General features: G+C 75.2%; 2 protein-coding genes. Both read left to right on the top strand.

Going from position 1 to position 23,431, the window contains the following annotated elements; translation table 11 throughout:
• Nucleotides 1-7,329: type I polyketide synthase (locus tag ACF089_RS35495; protein ID WP_392036258.1), on the top strand; the 7,329-nt coding region annotated here is incomplete at its 5' end.
• 63 nt (nt 7,330-7,392) lie between these two features.
• On the top strand, nt 7,393-23,431 hold a 16,039-nt coding region (locus ACF089_RS35490; protein WP_392036255.1), incomplete at its 3' end, for an SDR family NAD(P)-dependent oxidoreductase.

Genomic DNA, 23,431 nt, shown 5'->3' with positions numbered 1-23,431 from the left:
GAGGAGCTGGCGGAGTTGCTGGCTCCGGTTGTTCCGCGTCGGGCGGAGGTTCCGTTCCTCTCCACGGTGACGGGGGAGTGGGTGGAGGGTCCGGAACTGGACGGCGGGTACTGGTTCCGGAATCTGCGGCGGACGGTGGAGCTGGAGAACGCGACGCGGACGCTGCTGGAGCAGGGCTTCGGCGTGTTCGTGGAGTCCAGCCCGCATCCGGTGCTGGCCGTCGGTGTGCAGGAGACGGTGGAGGACGCGGGTCGGGAGGCGGCTGTCCTGGGGTCGTTGCGCCGGGGCGAGGGGGGTTTGGAGCGGTTCTGGCACTCGCTCGCTGAGGCGTATGTGCGGGGTGTCTCCGTCGACTGGGGTTCGGTGTTCGCCGGGACGGGGGCCCGCCGGGTCGACCTGCCCACCTACGCCTTCCAGCAGGAGCACTACTGGCTGGAGAGCGGCGCCCCGGCCGACCCGGCCGCCGCCGGATATCCGGCGGACGGCGTCGAGGCCCGGTTCTGGGAAGCCGTCGAACGCCAGGACGTGGCCGCGCTCATCGCCGAACTGGGCATCGACGAGGACGAGACGCTGCCCGCGCTGCTGCCCGCGCTGTCGGCGTGGCGCGGCCGGAGCCGCGAGCACTCCACCGTCGACGGCTGGCGCTACCGCGTCACCTGGAAGCCCGCGCCCGATCCCGCGTCCGCCCGTCTCTCGGGCAGCTGGCTGGCCGTCGTGCCCGAGGGTCTCACCGGGGCCGACGAGGAGTGGGCGGGCGCGGTCCTGCGGACGCTCACCGAGCGCGGCGCCCAGATCCGTACCGTCACCGTCCCCGACGGCACGGCCGACCTCCGGGCCGCGCTCGCCGAGGGGATTCGTGCGGCGTGCGCCGATCAGCCGGCCGTGGCGGGTGTGGTGTCGCTGCCGGTGACGGCCGGGGCCGACGAGCCGCTGAGCGCCGCCGCGCCCGCCGCCGTGATCGGAGCGCTGTCCCTCGTACAGGCCCTCGGCGACGCCGAGGTGGCCGCCCCGCTGTGGTGCGTCACCCGGGGCGCGGTCGCCACGGCCCGGTCCGAGGGTGCGGCCGATCCGGCGCAGGCCCCGGTCTGGGGTCTCGGCCGGGTGGCCGCGCTGGAGCACGGCGAGCGCTGGGGCGGTCTGATCGATCTGCCCGGCACGGACGCCGTGGACGACCGGGCGCTGACCCGGCTCGCGGGCGTCCTCGCGGGCGACGGATCCGAGGACCAGGTCGCCGTCCGCGCCTCCGGACTCTTCGTACGACGCTTGGTGCGGGCCCGGCTCGCGGAGACGCCCGCCGTACGGGAGTGGAAGCCGACCGGTACGACCCTGGTCACCGGCGGTACGGGCGCACTGGGCGCGCGGGTGGCCCGCTGGCTCGCGGAGAACGGCGCGGAGCATCTGCTGCTCGCCGGCCGCCGGGGCCCGGACGCGCCCGGCGCGGCCGAACTCCGTGACGAGCTGACCGCCCTGGGGGCGCGGGTCACCGTCGCCGCGTGCGATGTCGGCGACCGGGAGGCCCTGGCCGGGCTCCTCGCCTCCGTACCGGCCGAGCAGCCGCTCACCGCCGTCGTGCACACGGCGGCCGTCCTCGACGACGCGGTCATCGAGGCCCTCGCCCCCGAGCAGATCGCACGGGTGCTGCGGGTCAAGGTCGACGCGACCCTGCATCTGCACGAGCTGACCCGCGATCTGGATCTGTCCGCGTTCGTCCTCTTCTCGTCCTTCGCCGCCACCTTCGGCGCGCCGGGACAGGGCAACTACGCGCCGGGCAACGCGTTCCTGGACGCCTTCGCCGAGCACCGGCGCGCCGCCGGACTCCCCGCGACCTCGGTGGCCTGGGGCCCCTGGGGCGACGGAGGCATGGCCGAGGGCGCGGTGGGCGACCGGATGCGCCGTCACGGAGTCATCGAGATGTCGCCCGAACGCGCCGTCACCGCGCTCCAGCAGGCCCTGGACCGCGACGAGACCGCCCTGACCGTGGCCGACATGGAGTGGAAGCGTTTCGTCCTCGCCTTCACCTCGGGCCGCGACCGGCCGCTGCTGAACGATCTCCCCGAAGCGCGGGAGGTCATGGCGAGCCTCCGCACGGACGCCGCCGACGACACCGGCGACGCGGCCGTACTGGTCCAGCGGCTCACCGGACAGCCGGAGGCCGAGCAGGAGCGGCTCCTCCTCGAACTGGTCCGCACCGCCGTCGCCGCCGTCCTCGGCTACGCCGGACCCGACGCCGTCGAGGCCGGCCGGGCCTTCAAAGAGCTGGGCTTCGACTCGCTGACCTCCGTCGAACTCCGCAACCGGCTCGGCGCCGCCACCGGTCTCAAGCTGCCGCCGACGCTCGTCTTCGACCACCCCACGCCCACCGTCCTCGCCCGCCTGCTGCGGACCGAGTTCTTCGGAGAGGGCGCGGCGGCCGCCGTCCCCGTGCCCACGGCCGCGGTGTCCGACGCCGAGCCGATCGCCATCACCGCGATGAGCTGCCGCTTCCCCGGCGGGGTCCGCACCCCCGAGGAGCTGTGGCGACTGCTCAGCACCGACGGGGACGCGCTCTCCCCCTTCCCCCTCGACCGGGGCTGGGACGTCGAGGCGCTGTACGACCCCGATCCGAACGCGCAGGGGACCTCGTACACCCGCGAGGGCGGCTTCCTCGACGACGCGGCCGACTTCGACTCGGCGTTCTTCGGGATCTCGCCGCGCGAGGCGATGGCGATGGACCCGCAGCAGCGGCTGCTCCTGGAGACGTCGTGGGAGGCGTTCGAGCGGTCCGGGATCGACCCGGAGACGCTGCGCGGCAGCCAGGCCGGGGTGTTCATCGGGACCAACGGCTCCGACTACGCCAACCTCGTACGCTCCGCCACGGACGGTCTGGAGGGCCATCTCGCGACCGGCAGCGCGGGCAGCGTCGTCTCCGGCCGCATCTCGTACACCTTCGGTCTCGAAGGCCCCGCCGTCACCGTCGACACGGCCTGCTCCTCCTCGCTGGTCGCCCTCCACCTGGCCGTGCAGGCGCTGCGGAACGGCGAGTGCTCCCTCGCGCTCGCGGGCGGCGTCACCGTCATGTCGACGCCGGGCACCTTCATCGAGTTCAGCCGGCAGCGGGGACTCTCCACGGACGGCCGCTGCAAGGCGTTCTCCTCCGACGCCGACGGCTTCAGCCCGGCCGAGGGCGTCGGCATGCTGCTCGTGGAGCGGCTCTCCGACGCCCGGGCCAAGGGCCATCCGGTCCTCGCGGTGGTGCGCGGGTCGGCGATCAACCAGGACGGCGCGTCCAACGGACTCACCGCCCCCAACGGTCCGTCCCAGCAGCGGGTGATCCGCCAGGCGCTGGCCAACGCGCGGCTGTCGGCCGCCGAGGTGGACGTCGTGGAGGCGCACGGTACGGGCACGACCCTCGGCGACCCGATCGAGGCCCAGGCGCTCCTGGCGACCTACGGCCAGGAGCGCCCCGACGGCCGTCCGCTGCTCCTCGGCTCGGTCAAGTCCAATATCGGCCACGCCCAGGCGGCGGCCGGTGTCGCGGGGGTGATGAAGATGGTGCTCGCCATGCGGCACGGGGTGCTGCCGCGGAGCCTGCACATCGCGGAACCGACCCCGCACGTCGACTGGAGCGCGGGCGAGGTCGCCCTGCTGACCGAGCCGACCGGATGGCCGGAGACCGGCCGTCCGCGCCGGGCCGCGGTGTCGTCCTTCGGCTTCAGCGGCACCAACGCGCACGCCGTGATCGAACAGGCCCCGGCCGATTTCGGGTCCGGCGACGGCGAAACCCCTCAGTCGCCCGAACAACCCCTACTGGCCGCGAGCGCCTCGGACGGCTCCGGTCCGCACCGGGCCCACGCGCTGCCCTGGGCGCTGACCGCGAAGACCGAGAAGGCTCTGCGCGGCCAGGCCGAACGACTGCTGACACAGCTGGAATCCGCCTCTGACCTGCGGATTGCCGATATCGGCCACTCCCTGGCCGCCACCCGTGCCGCCCTCGGCCGACGGGCGGTGCTGATCGGCCGGGAGCCGGCCGACTTCACCGGGGCGCTGGCCGCCCTCGCCGCCGGGGACGGCTCACCCCTACTGGTTCAGGGGGAGGCCGTCGGGGGGAAGACGGTGTTCGTGTTCCCCGGACAGGGGTCGCAATGGGTAGGCATGGCCGAAGGGCTGTTGGACGCTTCACCCGTGTTCGCTGCCCGGGTGGATGAGTGTGCGAAGGCGCTGGAGCCCTTCACCGACTGGTCGCTGCGCGATGTCCTGCGCGGCGTCGACGGCGCGCCGTCGCTGGAGCGGGTCGACGTCGTCCAGCCCGCCCTGTTCGCCGTGATGGTGTCGCTGGCGGAGGTCTGGCGGGCGGCCGGTGTGCGTCCGGGCGCGGTGGTGGGTCACTCCCAGGGCGAGATCGCCGCCGCCTGCGTGGCCGGGATTCTCTCCCTGGAGGACGCGGCCCGGGTCGTCGCCCTGCGCAGCCAGGCGATCGGCCGGGTGCTGGCCGGCCTGGGCGGAATGGTCTCCGTCGCTCTGCCCGCGGTACGGGTACGCGAGCTGATCGCGCCCTGGGGCGAGGACCGGATCTCGGTCGCCGCCGTCAACGGGCCGTCGTCGGTGGTCGTCTCCGGTGAGGTCGGGGCTCTGGACGAGCTGCTGGCCTCCTGCGAGAAGGACGGAGTACGGGCCCGGCGGATCGCGGTGGACTACGCCTCCCACTCCGCGCAGGTGGACCTTCTCCGCGAGGAGCTGGCCGAACTGCTGGCTCCCGTCGCCCCGGCGCGCGCCGAGGTCCCCTTCCTCTCCACGGTCACCGGGGAGTGGGCGGAGGGTCCGGAGCTGGACGGCGGGTACTGGTTCCGGAATCTGCGGCGGACGGTCGAGCTGGAGAACGCGACGCGGACGCTGCTGGAGCAGGGCTTCGGCGTGTTCGTGGAGTCCAGCCCCCATCCGGTGCTGGCCGTCGGCGTGCAGGAGACCGTGGAGGACGCCGGCCGTGAAGCCGCCGTGCTCGGCTCGCTGCGCCGGGGCGAGGGCGGCCTGGAGCGGTTCTGGCGCTCACTCGGCGAGGCGTATGTGCGGGGCGTGACGGTCGACTGGGACGCGGTGTACGCCGGGACGGGAGCCCGCCGGGTCGACCTGCCCACCTACGCCTTCCAGTCGCAGCGGTACTGGCCCGAGCCTGCCCCCGCGCCCGAGCCCGCGCTGACGCCGGAGAACGCCATCGACGCCCGGTTCTGGGAAGCCGTCGAACGCGAGGACCTCGAAGCGCTCACCGCGGAACTCGACATCGACCGGGACCAACCGCTCACCGCGCTGCTGCCCGCGCTGTCGGCGTGGCGCGGCCGGAGCCGCGAGCACTCCACCGTCGACGGCTGGCGCTACCGCGTCACCTGGAAGCGCGTCGCCGACCCCGGGTCCGCCCGTCTCTCGGGCAGCTGGCTGGCCGTCGTGCCCGAGGGTCTCACCGGGCCCGACGAGGAGTGGGCGGGGGAGGTTCTGCGGACGCTCACCGAGCGCGGCGCCCAGATCCGCACCGTCACCGTCCCCGACGGCACGGCCGACCGCGAGCTGCTCGCCGCGCTGGTCATGGCCGAGACGGCAGGGGCGGAACCCGCCGGGGTGCTCTCGCTGCTCGCGCTCGGCGGCGGGGACACCCCGGCTTCGGGGCTCGGCCGCGGTCTCGGCGCGACGGCCGCGCTCGTCCAGGCCCTCGGCGACGCCGAGACGCCCGCCCCGCTGTGGTGCCTCACCCGGGGCGCGACCGCCGTGGCCCGCTCCGAGCGGCTGGAACACCCGGCACAGGCGCTGATCTGGGGCTTCGGCCGCAGCGCCGCACTGGAGCACCCCGACCGCTGGGGCGGACTGCTCGACCTCCCCGCCGACCTCGACGACCGTACGCTCGAACGCCTCGCGGGCGTCCTCGCGGGCGACGGATCCGAGGACCAGCTCGCCGTCCGCGCCTCCGGACTCTTCGTCCGGCGGCTGGCCCACGCGCCGCTCGCCGGCGCACCCGCCGTACGGGAGTGGAAGCCGACCGGTACGACGCTGGTCACCGGCGGCACGGGCGCGCTCGGCGCGCATGTCGCGCGCTGGCTCGCCGAGAACGGAGCGGAGCATCTGCTGCTCGCCGGCCGCCGGGGCCCCGACGCGCCCGGCGCGGCCGAACTCCGCGAGGAGCTGACCGCGCTCGGCGCACGCGTCACCGTCGCCGCCTGCGACATGGCCGACCGGGACGCCGTGGCCCGCCTCCTCGCCGACGTACCGGCCGAGCAGCCGCTCACCGCCGTCGTGCACACCGCGGGCGTCCTCGACGACGGAGTCATCGACGCGCTCACCCCCGAGCGGTTCGCGACCGTGCTCGCCCCCAAGGCGGACGCGGCGCACACCCTCCACGAGCTGACCCGGGATCTGGAACTGGACGCGTTCGTGCTCTTCTCCGGAGTCGCCGGCACCCTCGGCGACGCGGGCCAGGCCAACTACGCGGCCGCCAACGCCTATCTGGACGCGCTCGCCGAACAGCGCCACGCCGACGGGCTCGCCGCGACCTCGGTCGCCTGGGGCCGCTGGGGCGACGGCGGACTGGCCGCCGGGGGCGCGATCGGAGAACGGCTCGACCGGGGCGGAGTGCCCGCCATGGCCCCCCGCACCGCGATCCGCGCCCTGCACCAGGCCCTCGACCACGCCGAGGCGGCCGTCGCCGTCGCCGACATCCAGTGGGAACGGTTCGCACCCGGCTACACCGCCGTACGGCCCAGCCCCTTCCTCGGCGACCTGCCCGAGGTCCGCGGGCTCGCCCCGGCCGCCCCGGCCGCCGGCGAGCCGGGCGGGGACCTCTCCCCGGCCGAGGCGCTGCGCCGCCGGCTCGCCCCGATGCCGCAGACCGAACAGGCGCTGGCCGTCCTCGAACTCGTCCGCGCCCAGGCGGCCGGCGCGCTCGGCCACCCCACCGCCGACGAGGTGGGCGCGGGGCGCGCGTTCAAGGAACTCGGCTTCGACTCCCTGATCGCGCTGGAACTGCGCAACCGACTGGGCGCCGCCACCGGACTCCGGCTCCCGGCCACCCTGGTCTTCGACCACCCGACCCCGGCGATCCTCGCCGACTTCCTCCGGGCCGAGATCACCCAGGACGGCAGCGCCCAAGCCGCCCCCGGTGTCGCGGAACTCGAAAAGCTGGAATCCGCGCTCTCCGTTCTCGACCCGGACAGCGAGACACGTACCGATATCGCGCTGCGTCTGCAGGCTCTTCTGACGAAGTGGGGTGAACCGCACACCGATTCCCGCGGCGAGGCCATGACGGAGAAACTCCAGGAGGCCACGCCCGATGAGCTCTTCGACTTCATCGACAGAGAGCTCGGTATCTAGCACCGCGAACAAGCGGACAGCAGCAGGCAGTAGCAGCAGGCGCAAGGGTGTGTGACGAGAAGCATGGGTGAGGTTCCAATGGCTGCAGATCAGGACAAGATACTCGGCTATCTGAAGCGGGTGACGGCCGATCTGCATCAGACGCGGCAGCGGCTGCGCGAGGTCGAGGCCCAGGAGCCGGAGCCCATCGCGATCGTCGGCATGAGCTGCCGCTTCCCCGGCGGCATCGAGTCGCCCGAGGGCCTGTGGGACCTGGTCGCCCAGGGGCGCGACGCCATCGCCGACTTCCCCACCGACCGCGGCTGGGACATCGAGTCGCTGTATGACGCCGACCCCGACCAGGAGGGCACCTCCTACACCCGGGAGGGCGGATTCCTCGACGGCGCAGGGGAATTCGACGCCGCCTTCTTCGGCATCAGCCCGCGCGAGACCCTCGGCATGGACCCGCAGCAGCGCCTGCTGCTCGAAACCTCCTGGGAGACCTTCGAAAGGGCCGGAATAGACCCGGCGACCCTGCGCGGCGGCAAAGCCGGGGTATTCATCGGAACCAACGGCCAGGACTATCCCGAACTGCTGCGCGAAGTCCCCAAGGGCGTCGAGGGATATCTCCTCACCGGAAACGCCGCGAGCGTCGTCTCCGGCCGCATCTCCTACACCTTCGGTCTCGAAGGCCCCGCCGTCACCGTCGACACGGCCTGCTCCTCCTCGCTGGTCGCCCTGCACCTGGCCGTGCAGGCGCTGCGCAACGGCGAGTGCTCCCTCGCGCTCGCGGGCGGCGTCACCGTCATGTCCAGCCCGCGCGCCTTCGTCCAGTTCAGCCGGCAGCGCGGGCTCGCCCCCGACGGCCGCTGCAAGCCCTTCGCCGACGGCGCGGACGGCACCGGCTGGGGCGAGGGCGTCGGCATGCTCCTCGTGGAGCGCCTCTCCGACGCCCGGAAGAACGGCCATCCGGTCCTCGCGATCGTGCGCGGGTCGGCGATCAACCAGGACGGCGCGTCCAACGGACTCACCGCCCCCAACGGCCCCTCCCAGCAGCGCGTCATCCGCCAGGCCCTGACCAACGCCGGACTCACCCCGGCCCAGGTCGACGTGGTCGAGGCGCACGGCACCGGCACCACCCTCGGCGACCCCATCGAGGCCCAGGCCATCCTCGCCACCTACGGCCAGAACCGGCCCGAGGGCCGCCCCCTGTGGCTGGGCTCCGTCAAGTCCAACATCGGCCACACCCAGGCCGCCGCCGGAGTCGCCGGCATCATCAAAATGGTGCAGGCCATCCACCACGGCGTGCTCCCCGAATCCCTCCACATCGACCAGCCGTCCGGAAACGTCGACTGGGCCGCCGGAGACGTCAGGCTGCTCACCGAGGCCGTGGCCTGGCCCGAGACCGGCCAGCCGCGCCGCGCCGGAATCTCCTCCTTCGGCGTCAGCGGCACCAACGCCCACACCGTCATCGAACAGGCCCCGCCCGCCGAGGCCGACGCCGACCCGGACCCGGCCGGCGCGCCGCGCGGCGCGACCGGCCCCGTACCGCTGCTGCTGTCCGCGCGCACCGAACCCGCGCTGCGCGCCCAGGCCGAGCGGCTCGCCGCCCGGCTGCGCGCCGAACCCGGACTCGCCGACGGCCCCGCCGGCCTCACCGACCTCGGCCACTCCCTCGCCACCGGCCGCTCCGCGCTGGAGCGCCGGGCCGCCCTGTTCAGCCCCGACCGCGAACGCCTCCTCGCCGACCTCGACGCCCTCGCCCGCGACGAATCCGCCGCCGGGGCGCTCACCGGCCCCTCGGCGCTCCTCGGCGCCGCGGGCGAGGGCAAGACCGCCTTCCTCTTCACCGGACAGGGCAGCCAGCGCCCCGGCATGGGCCGCGAGCTGTACGCCGCCCACCCCGGCTTCGCCCGCGCCCTCGACGCCGTCCGCGACGCCCTCGACCCGCATCTGGAACGGCCCCTGTACGAGGTGCTGTTCGCCGCCGAGGGCACGCCCGAGGCCGCCCGGCTCCACGAGACCGCCTGCACCCAGCCCGCGCTGTTCGCGATCGAGGTCGCCCTCTTCCGGCAGCTGGAGGAGTGGGGCGTCACCCCCGACTTCCTCATCGGCCACTCCATCGGCGAACTCGCCGCCGCCCATGTCTCCGGCGTCCTCACCCTCGCGGACGCAGCCGCCCTCGTCGCCGCCCGCGGCCGGCTGATGCAGGCCCTGCCCGCGGGCGGCGCGATGGTCGCCGTCGAGGCCGCCGAGGACGAGATCGCCCCCCTCCTCGGCGACGCGGTGAGCATCGCCGCCGTCAACGGCCCGCGCTCCGTCGTCGTCTCCGGCGACGAGACCCGCGCCCTGGAGATCGCCGCCGAGTTCGAGCGGCGCGGCCGCCGCACCAAGCGGCTCGCCGTCAGCCACGCCTTCCACTCGCCGCTGATGGACGGCATGCTCGACGCCTTCCGCGAGGTCGCCGAGTCCGTCGACTACGCCCCGCCCGTCATCCCCATCGTCTCCAATCTCACCGGGGCCTCCGTCACCGCCGAGGAGATCTGCTCCGCCGACTACTGGGTCCGGCACGTCCGCGAGGCCGTCCGCTTCCTGGACGGGGTGCGCAGGCTCGCCGACCAGGGCGTCACCGCCTTCCTCGAAGTCGGACCCGGGGGAGTCCTCACCGCCCTGGCCCAGGAGTGCGTCACGGACGCCGGGCACGCCGACGACGCGGCCGAGCCCGGGGCCGCGGTCTTCGTACCCGTGCTGCGGGCGGACCGCCCCGAGCCCGCCGCGTTCGCCGCCGCCGTCGCCGAGGCCCATGTCCACGGCGTCCCGGTCGACTGGACCGCCGTCCTCGCCGGGCGCGGCGCCCGCCGCGTCGAGCTGCCCACCTACGCCTTCCAGCGCGAGCTGTACTGGCCCGAGCAGCCGGCCGCCTGGGCGGGCGACGTCACCGCCGCCGGCATCGGCTCCGCCGACCATCCGCTGCTCGGCGCGGCCATCGCCCTCGCCGACGGCGACGGACACCTCTTCACCGGCCGGCTCTCCCTCGCCACCCACCCCTGGCTCGCCGACCACACGGTCATGGACACCGTGCTGCTGCCCGGCACCGCCTTCGTGGAACTGGCCCTGCGCGCCGGAGACCTCACCGGCTGCGCGCTGCTGGACGAACTCACCCTGGAGGCCCCGCTCGCGCTGCCCCCGCACGGCGGAGTGCAGATCCAGCTCGCCGTCGGCGCGCCCGACGCGGGCGGACGCCGACCGCTGACCCTGCACTCCCGCCCCGAGGACGCCGCCGACGACACCTGGGGCGAAGGCGTCTGGACCCGGCACGCCACCGGCTCCCTGGCCCCCGCCGCCGACCCGCGCGAGCCCGCCGCCGACCTCACCGACTGGCCGCCGCCGGGCGCGACCGAGGTCGACACCGAGGGCCTGTACGACTGGCTCACCGAGTCCGGCTTCGCCTACGGGCCCGTCTTCCAGGGCCTCACCGGCGCCTGGCAGCGCGGCGACGAGGTCTTCGCGGACGTCCGGCTGCCCGAGCGGGCCCACGCCGAGGCCGCGCTCTTCGGACTCCACCCCGCCCTGCTCGACGCCGCCCTCCACGCCGTCGGCATCGGCTCCCTGCTCGCCGACACAGAGCACGGCAGGCTGCCCTTCTCCTGGAGCGGCGTCACCCTGGAGGCCGTCGGAGCCCGCGCCCTGCGCGTACGGCTCGCCCCCGCCGGGAACGACACCGTGTCCGTGACCCTCGCCGACGAGACCGGCGCTCCCGTCGCCGCCGTCGACGCGCTGCTGCTGCGGCCCGTCTCCCCGGACCAGGTGCACGCCGCCCGCACCGCCTTCCACGAGTCGCTCTACCGCGTGGAGTGGACCGGCGCGCCCGTGCCGGCCGCCACCACCGTCGCCGCCGGACAGTGGGCGCTGCTCGGCGACGCCGGTACGGAGTTCGCCGCCGCGCTGCCCACCGCCGCCGCCCACCCCGATCTCGCCGCCCTCGGCACGGCGCTGGACGCGGGCGGACCCGTACCGCAGGCCGTCGTCGTCCCCCTCGGGGCCTTCGCGGACACCGGCCCGGCCGCCGCCGAAGACCCGACGGCCGCCTCCGCCGCCGTACCCGTCGACGGCGCGCTGCCCGGCGCCGTACGCGACACCCTGCACCGCGCGCTGCGGCTCGCGCACGCGTGGCTCGCCGACGACCGCCTCGCCGCCTCCCGGCTCGTCGTCGTCACCCGCGACGCCGTCGCCACCCGCCCGGACGCCGACGTCCGTGATCTGGCCGCGGCCCCGCTGTGGGGTCTGCTGCGCACCGCGCAGTCCGAACACCCCGACCGCTTCGTCCTGCTCGACACGGACGGCCGCGAGGAGTCCCTGCGCGCCCTGCCCGGCGCGCTCGCCACCGGCGAACCGCAGCTCGCCCTCCGCGACGGCGCGGTCCTCGTGCCCCGGCTCGCCCGGGTCGCCGCCGCCCCCGGCCAGAGCGCCCCCGCGCTCGACCCCGACGGCACCGCCCTGGTCACCGGCGCGACCGGCACCCTCGGCGGACTGGTCGCCCGCCACCTGGTCACCGAGCACGGCGTCCGCAGGCTGCTGCTGACCAGCCGCCGGGGCGAAGCCGCCGCGAACGCCCCCGCCCTCCTCGCCGAACTGCGCGAACTGGGCGCGGAGGTCACCCTCGCCGCCTGCGACGCGGCCGACCGGGACGCGCTCGCCGCCGTCCTCGCCGCGATCCCCGCCGAGCACCCGCTCACCGCCGTCGTCCACACCGCCGGAGTCCTCGACGACGGCGTCCTCGAATCCCTCACCCCCGAACGCCTCGACACCGTCCTGCCCGCGAAGGTCGACGCCGCCGTCCATCTGCACGAGCTGACCCGCGGTCTCGACCTCTCCGCGTTCGTCCTCTTCTCCGCCGCCGCCGGCACCCTCGGCGGCCCCGGCCAGGCCAACTACGCCGCCGCCAACGCCTTCCTCGACGCCCTCGCCCAGCGCCGCCGCGCCGAAGGACTGCCCGCCACCGCGCTCGCCTGGGGCCTGTGGGCCGAGGCCAGCGGCATGACCGGCGACCTCGCCGACGCGGACCTGGAGCGGATCTCCCGGGCCGGCGTCGCCGCGCTCTCCTCCGCCGAGGGCCTGGCCCTGCTGGACACCGCGCGCGCCGTCGGCGACGCCACCGCCGTCCCCATGCACCTCGACCTGGCCGCGCTGCGCCGGGCCGACGCGAACGCGGTCCCCGCCCTGCTCCGCGGCTTCGTCCGCGCCCCCGCCCGCCGGGCCGCCCAGGCCACCGAGGGCCCCGCCCCGGCCGGCTCCCTCGCCGAACGGCTGCTCCCGCTGGCCCCGGCCGAACGCGCCCGGCTGCTGCTCGACACCGTGCGCGTCCAGGTCGCCGCCGTCCTCGGCTACCCCGGCCCCGAGGCCGTCGACCCGGACCGCGCCTTCAAGGTGCTCGGCTTCGACTCCCTGACCGCCGTCGAACTCCGCAACCGCCTCGGCTCCGCCACCGGCGCCCGGCTGCCCGCCACCCTCGTCTTCGACTACCCCACCCCGACCGCGCTCGCCGCCTTCCTGCGCACCGAACTCCTCGGCGACGCGGCCGACTCGGCCCCGGCCGCCACCGCCGCGCCCGCCGACGACGAGCCCATCGCCATCGTCGGCATGAGCTGCCGCTACCCCGGCGGCGTCACCAGCCCCGAAGAGCTGTGGCAGCTCGTCGCGGGCTCCGTCGACGCCATCTCCCCGTTCCCCGCCGACCGAGGCTGGAACCTGGACGCGCTCTACGACGCCGACCCCGGCCGCGCCGGAACCTCCTACACCCGCGAGGGCGGCTTCCTCCACGACGCCGCCGACTTCGACCCGGACCTCTTCGGCATCAACCCGCGCGAGGCCCTCGCCATGGACCCGCACCAGCGGCTCCTGCTGGAGACCTCGTGGGAGGCGTTCGAACGGGCCGGAATCGACCCGATGGGCGTACGCGGCAGCCGCACCGGCGTCTTCGCCGGCGTCATGTACCACGACTACCTCACCCGGCTGCCCGCCGTGCCCGAGGGCCTGGAAGGCTATCTCGGCACCGGCACCGCGGGCAGCGTCGCCTCCGGCCGCATCTCCTACACCTTCGGTCTCGAAGGCCCCGCCGTCACCGTCGACACCGCCTGCTCCTCCTCGCTGGTCGCCCTCCACCTCGCCGCCCAGGCGCTGCGCAACGGCGAATGCGACATGGCCCTCGCGGGCGGCGTCACCGTCATGTCCACCCCCGACACCTTCATCGACTTCAGCCGACAGCGGGGCCTCGCCACCGACGGTCGCTGCAAGTCCTTCTCCGCCGACGCCGACGGCACCGGCTGGGCCGAGGGCGCCGGCATGATCCTCGTCGAGCGGCTCTCCGACGCCCGGAAGAACGGCCACCAGGTCCTCGCCGTCGTCAAGGGCACCGCCGTCAACCAGGACGGCGCGTCCAACGGGCTCACCGCCCCCAACGGCCCCTCCCAGCAGCGCGTCATCCGCCAGGCCCTCGCCAACGCCCGGCTGTCGGCCGCCGACATCGACGCCGTCGAGGCCCACGGCACCGGCACCACCCTCGGCGACCCCATCGAGGCACAGGCCCTCCTCGCCACCTACGGCCGCGACCGGCCCGCGGACCGTCCGCTGCGCCTCGGCTCCGTCAAGTCCAACATCGGCCACACCCAGGCCGCCGCCGGAGCCGCCGGCATCATCAAAATGGTCATGGCCATGCGCCACGGCACCCTGCCCGCCTCGCTCCACATCGGCGAACCCTCCCCGCACATCGACTGGACCGCGGGCGCGGTCACCCTGCTCACCGAAGCCGCCGACTGGCCCGAGACCGGCCGCCCCCGCCGCGCCGGAATCTCCTCCTTCGGCGTCAGCGGCACCAACGCCCACGTCATCGTCGAACAGCCCCCCGCCGAAGAGCGGGCCGACGCCGGCGAAGCCCCCGCGCTCCCCGGCGCCGCCTCGCTGCCCTTCGTCCTCTCCGGCCGGACCCCGGCCGCGCTGCGCGCCCAGGCCGCCCGGCTCCTCGGCCACCTCGCCGACCGCCCCGACACCGCCCCCGCCGACCTGGCGCTCTCCCTCGCCACCACCCGTACCGCCCTGGACCGGCGGGCCGCCGTCGTCGCCGACGACCGCGCCGGACTCCTCACCGGACTCACCGCCCTCGCCGAGGGCCACGACAGCGCCCGGCTGATCCAGCACACCGCCGCCGACGGCAGGACCGCCGTCCTCTTCACCGGACAGGGCAGCCAGCACCCCGGCATGGGACGCGAGCTGTACGACACGTACCCCGCCTTCGCCACGGCGCTGGACGCCGTCTGCGCCGAGCTGGACCAGCACCTCGAACAGCCCGTCAAGGAGACGCTGTTCGACACCGCGGCCGAACAGCTCGACCGGACCGGCCGCGCCCAGCCCGCCCTGTTCGCCCTGGAGACCGCGCTCTACCGGCTCGTGGAGAGCTGGGGCGTACGCCCCGACGTCCTCGCCGGGCACTCCATCGGCGAGATCACCGCCGCGCACATCGCCGGCGTCCTCACACTGCCCGACGCCGCCCGGCTGGTCGCCGCCCGCGGCCGCCTCATGGAACGGCTCCCCGAGGGCGGCGCGATGATCGCGCTGACCGCCTCCGAGGACGAGGTCCTCCCGCTGCTCGCCGGCCACGAGGACCGGATCGGCGTCGCCGCCGTCAACTCCGCCGACACCGTCGTCGTCTCCGGCGACGAGACCCTCGCCCTGGAGATCGCCGCCGAGTTCGAGCGGCGCGGCCGCCGCACCAAGCGGCTCGCCGTCAGCCACGCCTTCCACTCCCCGCTGATGGACGGCATGCTCGCCGACTTCCGCGAGGTCGCCGAAGGACTCTCGTACGCCGGTCCCGCCGTCCCGGTCGTCTCCAACCTCACCGGAGCGCTCGTCACCGACGAGATGTCGAACGCCGACTTCTGGGTCCGGCACGTCCGCGAAGCCGTCCGCTTCCTCGACGGCATGCGCGCCCTGCGGGCCGAACACGTCACCACCTATCTCGAACTCGGCCCGCGCGGAGTCCTCAGCGGCCTCGGCCGCGACTGCCTCGGCGACGGAGCCGACCCCGACGCCGCCGTCTTCGTCCCCGCGCTCCGCCGCGACCGGGGCGAGGCCGAATCGCTCACCGCCGCCGTCGCCGCCGTCCACACCCGCGGCACGGCCGTCGACTGGACCGCCTACTTCAGCGGCGCCGGAGCCCGCCGCGTCGAACTCCCCACCTACGCCTTCCAGCGCGAACGCTTCTGGCTCGAAGCCCCCGAAGGACACGTCGGCGACGTCGAGTCGGCGGGCCTCGGCGCGGCCCACCACCCCCTGCTCGGCGCCGCCGTCGCCCTCGCCGACGGCGAAGGACTCCTCCTCACCGGCCGCCTCGCGCTCGACACCCACCCCTGGCTCGCCGACCACGCCGTCCTGGGCTCCGTACTGCTGCCGGGCACCGCCTTCGTCGAACTCGCCGTCCGCGCGGGCGACCAGGCGGGCTGCGACCTGCTGGAGGAACTCACCCTCGAAGCACCGCTGATCCTCGCCCCCGGCACGGCCGCCCGCCTCCAGCTGGCCGTCGGCGCGCCCGACGCCTCCGGCCGCCGCACCCTGGAGGTGTACTCCACCGCCGCCGACGCCCCCGCCGACGAGCCCTGGACCCGCCACGCGAGCGGAATCCTCGCCCCCGGCGCGCCGGCCCCCGCCTTCGACCTGACGGCCTGGCCGCCGCCCGGCGCGGAGCCCGTCTCCGTCGACGGCCTCTACGACCACCTGGCCGGCGGCGGTTTCGCCTACGGACCCGTCTTCCAGGGACTGCGCACCGCCTGGCTGCACGGCGACGACGTCTACGCCGAGATCGCCCTGCCCGACGACCGGCACGCCGACGCCGCCCGCTTCGGCCTCCACCCGGCGCTGCTCGACGCCGCCCTGCACGCCACCTTCGTCCGGCCCGCCCCCGACGCCGACCGGCCCGGCCGGCTCCCCTTCGCCTGGCGCGACGTCCGCCTCCACGCCGTCGGCGCGGCCGCGCTCCGCGTCCGCCTCACCCAGGACGGCCCCGACACCCTCGCCCTCCAGCTCGCCGACACCACCGGCGCACCCGTCGCCGCCGTCGGCGGCCTGACCGTGCGCCCCGTCTCCGCCGAACAGCTCGACGGCGCGGCCCGTCCCGCCCACCACGAATCCCTCTTCCGGATCGACTGGGTCACCGTGCCCGTCCCCGCGGAGCACCGGCACACCGGCGAACCGTTCACCGTCGTCGGAGCCGACGGCCCCGCCCCCACCGGCGCCGACACCGTCCGCCACCCCGGCCTCGACTCCCTCGCCGCCGCCCTCGACGCGGGCGGCCCGGCCCCCCGCCACGTACTCGTCCACCACACCCCCGGCACGGACACCGGCCCCACCGGCCTCGCCGACGCCGTCCACACCGCCGCCCACCGGGCACTCGCCCTGATCACCGACTGGCTGGCCGACGACCGGTTCGCCGAATCCCGTCTGGTGTTCCTCACCCGGGGAGCCGTCGCCGCCCAGGGCGACCCGGACCTTCCCGACCTCGCCCACGCACCCCTCTGGGGCCTGGTGCGCACCGCCCAGACGGAACACCCCGACCGGTTCGTCCTCGCCGACCTCGACCACGACCCCGCCTCGGCCGAGGCCCTCGCCCCGGCGCTGGCCACCGGCGAACCGCAGCTCGCGATCCGCCGGGGCGCCGTCTACGCCCCCCGCCTCGCCCGCGTCCCGGCCGCGGGCCCGCTCACCCCGCCCGCGGGCGACAGCGCCTGGCGCATGGACATCGAGGACAAGGGCGCGCTCGACCGCCTCACCCTCGTCCCCAGCCCCGAGTCCCAGGCCCCCCTGGAGCCCGGACAGGTCAGGGTCGCCGTCCGCGCCGCCGGACTCAACTTCCGCGACGTGCTCAACGCGCTCGGCATGTACCCCGGCGACGCCGGACTGATGGGCAGCGAAGGCGCGGGCACCGTCCTGGAGACCGGCCCCGGCGTCACCGACCTCGCCCCCGGCGACCGCGTCCTCGGCATGCTCCCCGGCGCGTTCGGCCCGCTCACCGTCGTCGACCGCCGCATGATCGCCCCCATGCCCGACGGCTGGACCTTCGCCGAGGCCGCGTCCGTGCCCATCGTCTTCATGACGGCGTACTACGCCCTCCACGACCTCGCCGGACTGCGCCGGGGCGAATCCCTCCTCGTCCACGCCGCCGCCGGCGGAGTCGGCATGGCCGCCGTCCAGCTCGCCCGCCACTGGGGCGCCGACGTCTACGCCACCGCGAGCCCCGCCAAATGGGACACCCTGCGCGGACTCGGCCTCACCGACGACCGCATCGCCTCCTCCCGCACCCTCGAATTCGAGGACGCCTTCCGCACCGCCACCGAAGGACACGGCGTCGACGTCGTCCTCGACTCCCTCGCCCGGGAGTTCGTGGACGCCTCCCTGCGCCTCCTCCCGCGCGGCGGACGCTTCGTCGAGATGGGCAAGACCGACGTCCGCGACCCGCACGACGTCGCCGCCGCCCACCCCGGCGTCGCCTACCAGGCGTTCGACCTCACCGAAGCCGGACTCGACCGCATCCAGGAGATGCTCGCCGAGCTGCTCGACCTCTTCCGCGCGGGCGCCCTGCACCCCGTACCCGTCACCGCCTGGGACCTGAGGCAGGCCCCCGAGGCCTTCCGCCACCTCAGCCAGGCACGCCACGTCGGCAAGATCGTCCTCACCCTGCCCGCCGACTGGAACCCCGACGGCACCGTCCTCATCACCGGCGGCACCGGCACCCTCGGCGCGCTCGTCGCCCGCCACGCCGTCACCGTCCGGGGCGCGCGCCGGCTGCTGCTGACCAGCCGCCGGGGCGAAACCGCCCGAGGCGCCCGCGAACTCGCCGCCGAACTGCGCGAACTGGGCGCGGAGGTCACCGTCGCGGCCTGCGACGCGGCCGACCGGGACGCGCTCGCCGCCGTCCTCGCGGCGATCCCCGCCGAGCACCCGCTGACCGCCGTCGTCCACACCGCCGGAGTCCTCGACGACGGCGTCCTCGAATCCCTCACCCCCGAACGCCTCGACACCGTCCTGCGGCCCAAGGCCGACGCCGCCCTCCACCTCCACGAACTCACCCGCCGTCTCGACCTGGCCGACTTCGTGCTCTTCTCCTCCGCCGCGGGCTCCTTCGGCGGCGCGGGACAGGCCAACTACGCCGCCGCCAACGTCTTCCTCGACGCCCTCGCCCGCCACCGGCAGGCACACGGACTCCCCGCCACCTCCCTGGCCTGGGGCCTTTGGTCCGACGCCAGCGGCATGACCGGCGAACTCGACACCGCCGACCAGGACCGGATGACCCGCTCCGGCGTCCTCGGCCTCTCCTCCGAGGAGGGCCTCGCCCTCCTCGACACCGCCCACCGCACCGGCGACGCCCACCTGGTGCCCATGCGGCTCGACCTCGCCCCGCTGCGCCACGCCGACGCGAGCGCCGTCCCCGCCCTGCTGCGCGGACTCGTCCGCGCCCCCGCCCGCCGGGCCGTGGAGACCGCCGCGGGCAGCACCGGCACTCCGCTCGTGGAGCGGCTCGTCCGCCTCCCCGAGAACGAGCGCGAGACCCTGCTGCTCGACCTCGTCCGCGACCAGGTCGCCGCCGTCCTCGGCCACGCCTCCGCCGACGCCGTCGAACCGGCCCGCGCCTTCAAGGACCTCGGCTTCGACTCCCTGACCGCCGTCGAGTTCCGCAACCGGCTCGGCGCGACCGCGGGCATCCGGCTGCCCGCCACCGTCGTCTTCGACTACCCCACCCCCGCCGTCCTCGCCGCGCACCTCAAGGACGAACTCCTCGGCTCCGCCGCCGCGGCCGCCGTCCCCCGGCAGCCGGTCACCGCCGCCGAGGCCGACGACCCCATCGCGATCGTCGCCATGAGCTGCCGCTTCCCCGGCGACGTCCGCACCCCCGAAGACCTCTGGGAGCTGCTCGCCGAGGGCCGGGACGGCATCGCCCACCTGCCCGAGGACCGGGGCTGGGACACCGAGGCGCTGTACGACCCCGACCCGGACAGCCCCGGCACCTCCTACGCCAGGGAGGGCGGCTTCTTCTACGACGCCCACCGCTTCGACCCGGCCTTCTTCGGGATCAACCCGCGCGAGGCCCTCGCCATGGACCCGCAGCAGCGCCTGCTGCTGGAGACGTCCTGGGAGGCCCTGGAGCGGGCCGGCATCGACCCGACGGGTCTGCGCGGCGAACAGGTCGGCGTCTTCGTCGGCCAGATGCACAACGATTACGTGTCCCGGCTGAACACCGTCCCCGAGGGCGTCGAGGGCTATCTCGGCACCGGCGGCTCCAGCAGCATCGCCTCCGGCCGCGTCTCCTACACCTTCGGCTTCGAGGGCCCCGCCGTCACCGTCGACACCGCCTGCTCCTCCTCGCTGGTCGCCCTCCACCTCGCCGCGCAGGCCCTGCGCAACGGCGAATGCTCCCTCGCGCTCGCGGGCGGCGTCACCATCATCACCACGCCCGACGTCTTCACCGAGTTCAGCCGCCAGCGCGGACTCGCCGCCGACGGCCGCTGCAAGCCCTTCGCCGCCGCCGCCGACGGCACCGCCTGGGGCGAGGGCGTCGGCATGCTCCTCGTGGAGCGCCTCTCCGACGCCCGCAGGAACGGCCACCAGGTCCTGGCCGTCGTCAAGGGCACCGCCGTCAACCAGGACGGCGCGTCCAACGGTCTCACCGCCCCCAACGGGCCCGCCCAGCAGCGCGTCATCCGCCAGGCGCTGGAGAACGCGGGACTGGCGGCCGCCGAGGTCGACGCCGTCGAGGCGCACGGCACCGGCACCACCCTCGGCGACCCGATCGAGGCACAGGCCCTGCTCGCCACCTACGGCCAGGACCGCGCCGAGGACGCCCCGCTCTGGCTCGGCTCCATCAAGTCCAACTTCGGCCACACCCAGGCCGCCGCCGGAGTCGCCGGCATCATCAAGATGGTCATGGCTATGCGCCACGGGGTCCTCCCGCAGACCCTGTACGTGGACGAGCCGACCCCGCACGTCGACTGGTCGGCGGGCGAGGTCGCCCTGCTCACCGAGCAGCGCGCGTGGCCGGAGACCGGCCGTCCGCGCCGCGCGGGCGTCTCCTCCTTCGGCATGAGCGGCACCAACGCGCACGCCATCATCGAACAGGCCCCCGACAGCGGCGACCGGATCGCCGACAGCGCCGCCCGGGTCCCCGGCACCGACGGTCGGGCGACCGACAGCCGGGCGACCGACGACCGGGCGACCGGCGGCCGGCCCGAGCCCGTCCCGGCGGCGGCCCTCGCCTGGAACCTCTCCGCCCGTACGCCGGACGCCCTGCGCGCCCAGGCCGAGCGGCTGCTGTCCCATCTGGAGGCCCACCCCGGCACCGCGCCCGCCGACATCGGCCACTCGCTCGTCACCGCCCGCGCCCTCTTCGAGCACCGCGCCACCGCCGTCGCCGTCGACCTCGCCGGCTTCCGCACCGCCCTCACCGCCCTCGCCGAGGGGCGCGGCGCGACCGGACTGCTCCAGGGCTCGGCGACGCCGGGCGGGAAGCTGGCGTTCCTGTTCACGGGGCAGGGGAGTCAGCGGGCGGGGATGGGTGCCGAACTGTACGAGGCGTATCCGGTGTTCGCGGCGGCGCTGGACGAGGTGTGCGCCGGTTTCGATTTGCCGTTGAAGGAAGCGCTGTTCTCTTCGGAGAGCGGTGCTCTCGACGAGACGTCGTACACGCAGCCCGCGCTGTTCGCGATCGAGGTCGCCCTCTTCCGGTTGTTCGAGGCGTGGGGTGTCCGGCCGGACTTCGTGTCGGGTCATTCGATCGGTGAGATCGCGGCCGCGCATGTCGCCGGGGTGTTCTCCCTGGCCGATGCCTGCACGCTGGTCGCCGCTCGTGGCCGTCTGATGCAGGCGCTGCCGACCGGTGGCGTGATGATCGCCGTCCAGGCGTCGGAGGACGAGGTGCTGCCTCACCTCACCGACCGGGTGAGCATCGCCGCGATCAACGGCCCGCAGTCGGTCGTCATCGCGGGCGACGAGGACGCGGCCCTCGCGGTCGTCGCCCACTTCGCCGAGCGCAAGACCAAGCGCCTGACCGTGAGCCACGCCTTCCACTCGCCCCACATGGACGGCATGCTCGACGCCTTCCGCGAGGTCGCCGAGGGACTCTCGTACCAGGCCCCGTCCATCCCGGTCGTCTCCAACCTCACCGGCGCGCTCGTCACCGACGAGATGGCGAACGCCGGCTTCTGGGTACGGCACGTCCGCGAAGCCGTCCGCTTCCTGGACGGCATCCGCACCCTGGAGACCGCCGGGGTCACCTCGTACCTCGAACTAGGCCCGGACGGAATCCTCTCCGCCCTCGCGCAGGAGTGCGTCACCGAGCCCGCCGCCTTCGTCCCCGCCCTGCGCGCGGGACGCGGCGAGCCGGAGACGCTGGTCTCGGCGCTCGCCGCCGTCCATGTGCGCGGTGTTCCCGTCGACTGGACGGCGTTCTACGCCCCGACCGGGGCCGCGCGCGTCGATCTGCCGACGTACGCCTTCCAGCGCTCCGTCTACTGGCTGGACGCGGGCGGCTCACAGGGCGACATGGCGGCGGCCGGGCTCGGCGCGCCGGACCACCCGCTGCTGGGGGCCGCCGTCGAGCTGCCCGACTCCGGCGGTTTCCTCTTCACCGGCCGGCTCTCCCTCGCCACCCACCCCTGGCTCGCCGACCACGCGGTCATGGGCTCCATACTCCTGCCCGGCACGGCCTTCGTCGAGCTGGCGATCCGCGCGGGCGACCAGGTCGGGTGCGATCTGGTCGAGGAGCTGACGCTGGAGGCCCCGCTGCTGCTGCCCGAGCGCGGCGGTGTGCAGCTGCGGCTCTCCGCCGGCGCCGCCGACCCCGTGGGGCGGCGCACGCTGGCGCTCCACTCCCGCCCCGAGGAGGCGGGCCCCGACACCCCGTGGACCCGGCACGCCGCCGGAGTGCTGGCGGTCGGCGCGGACCGCGCTCCGCTGGGCCTGGCCGAATGGCCGCCCGCCGAAGCCGAGTCCATCCCCCTGGACGGGCTGTACGAGGGGCTCGCGGGCTCAGGCTTCGGCTACGGCCCGGTCTTCCGGGGGCTGCGCGCGGCCTGGCGGCGCGACGGCGAACTCTTCGCCGAGGTACGGCTCCCCGAGACCGCCGAGGCCGACGCCGCCGCCTTCGCCCTGCACCCGGCGCTCCTGGACGCCGCGCTGCACACGCTGGCGCTGAGCGGCGCGGACGGCGAGGGGCGGCTGCCGTTCGCCTGGTCCGGTGTGTCCCTGCACGCCGTCGGCGCGTCCGCGCTGCGGGTCCGTCTCACCCCCGGACGGGGCGGCGAGACGACCCTCACCGTCGCCGACGCGACCGGCGAGCCGGTGGCCTCGGTGGCCGGTCTCGCGCTGCGGGCCGTGACCCGTGAGCAGCTCGGCGCCGCCGGGGACATCACCCGCGACGCGCTGTTCCGCGTCGACTGGCCGGTCCTGCCCCCGGAGAGTGCGAGCGGTTCGGCCGGCGACTGGATGACGCTGGGCGACGGCACGCAGGCGTACGCCGATCTGGCGGCGCTGGGCGCGGCGGTCGCCGAGGGCGGCGCGGTACCGGCGACGCTGGTGGCGCGCTGTGCGCCGGAGGCGGCGACGGACTCGCTGCCGTCGGCCGCGCACGCGGCGGCGGACCGCGCGCTGACCCTCGTACGGGACTTCCTGGCGGACGGCCGGTTCGACGGCTCGCGCCTGGTGTTCCTGACCCGGGGCGCGGTCGCGGCGGTCGCCGAGGACACGGTGCCGGGGCTGGATCAGGCCGCCGTATGGGGTCTGGTGCGCTCCGCCCAGTCGGAGAATCCGGGCAGGTTCGTCCTGCTGGACATCGATACAGACACAGACCCAGACACGGTCACGGACGCGGGCTTGGGCGCGGCCCTCGCGACCGGGGAGGCCCAGCTCGCGCTGCGCGGCGACACCGTCCGGGCGCCCCGACTGGCCGCGGCGACCCTCGAAGAGACCCCGCGCCCCGAGTCGGACGCCGACTTCGGCTCTGACGGTGTGGTGTTGGTGACGGGTGCGAGTGGGACGTTGGGCGGTCTGTTCGCCCGGCATCTGGTGGTGGAGCGGGGTGTTCGCC

This window comes from Streptomyces sp. NPDC014894 (assembly GCF_043080985.1).
In the GTDB taxonomy this organism is placed as follows: Bacteria; Actinomycetota; Actinomycetes; order Streptomycetales; family Streptomycetaceae; genus Streptomyces.
This window is presented reverse-complemented; position numbering and strand designations above follow the sequence as displayed.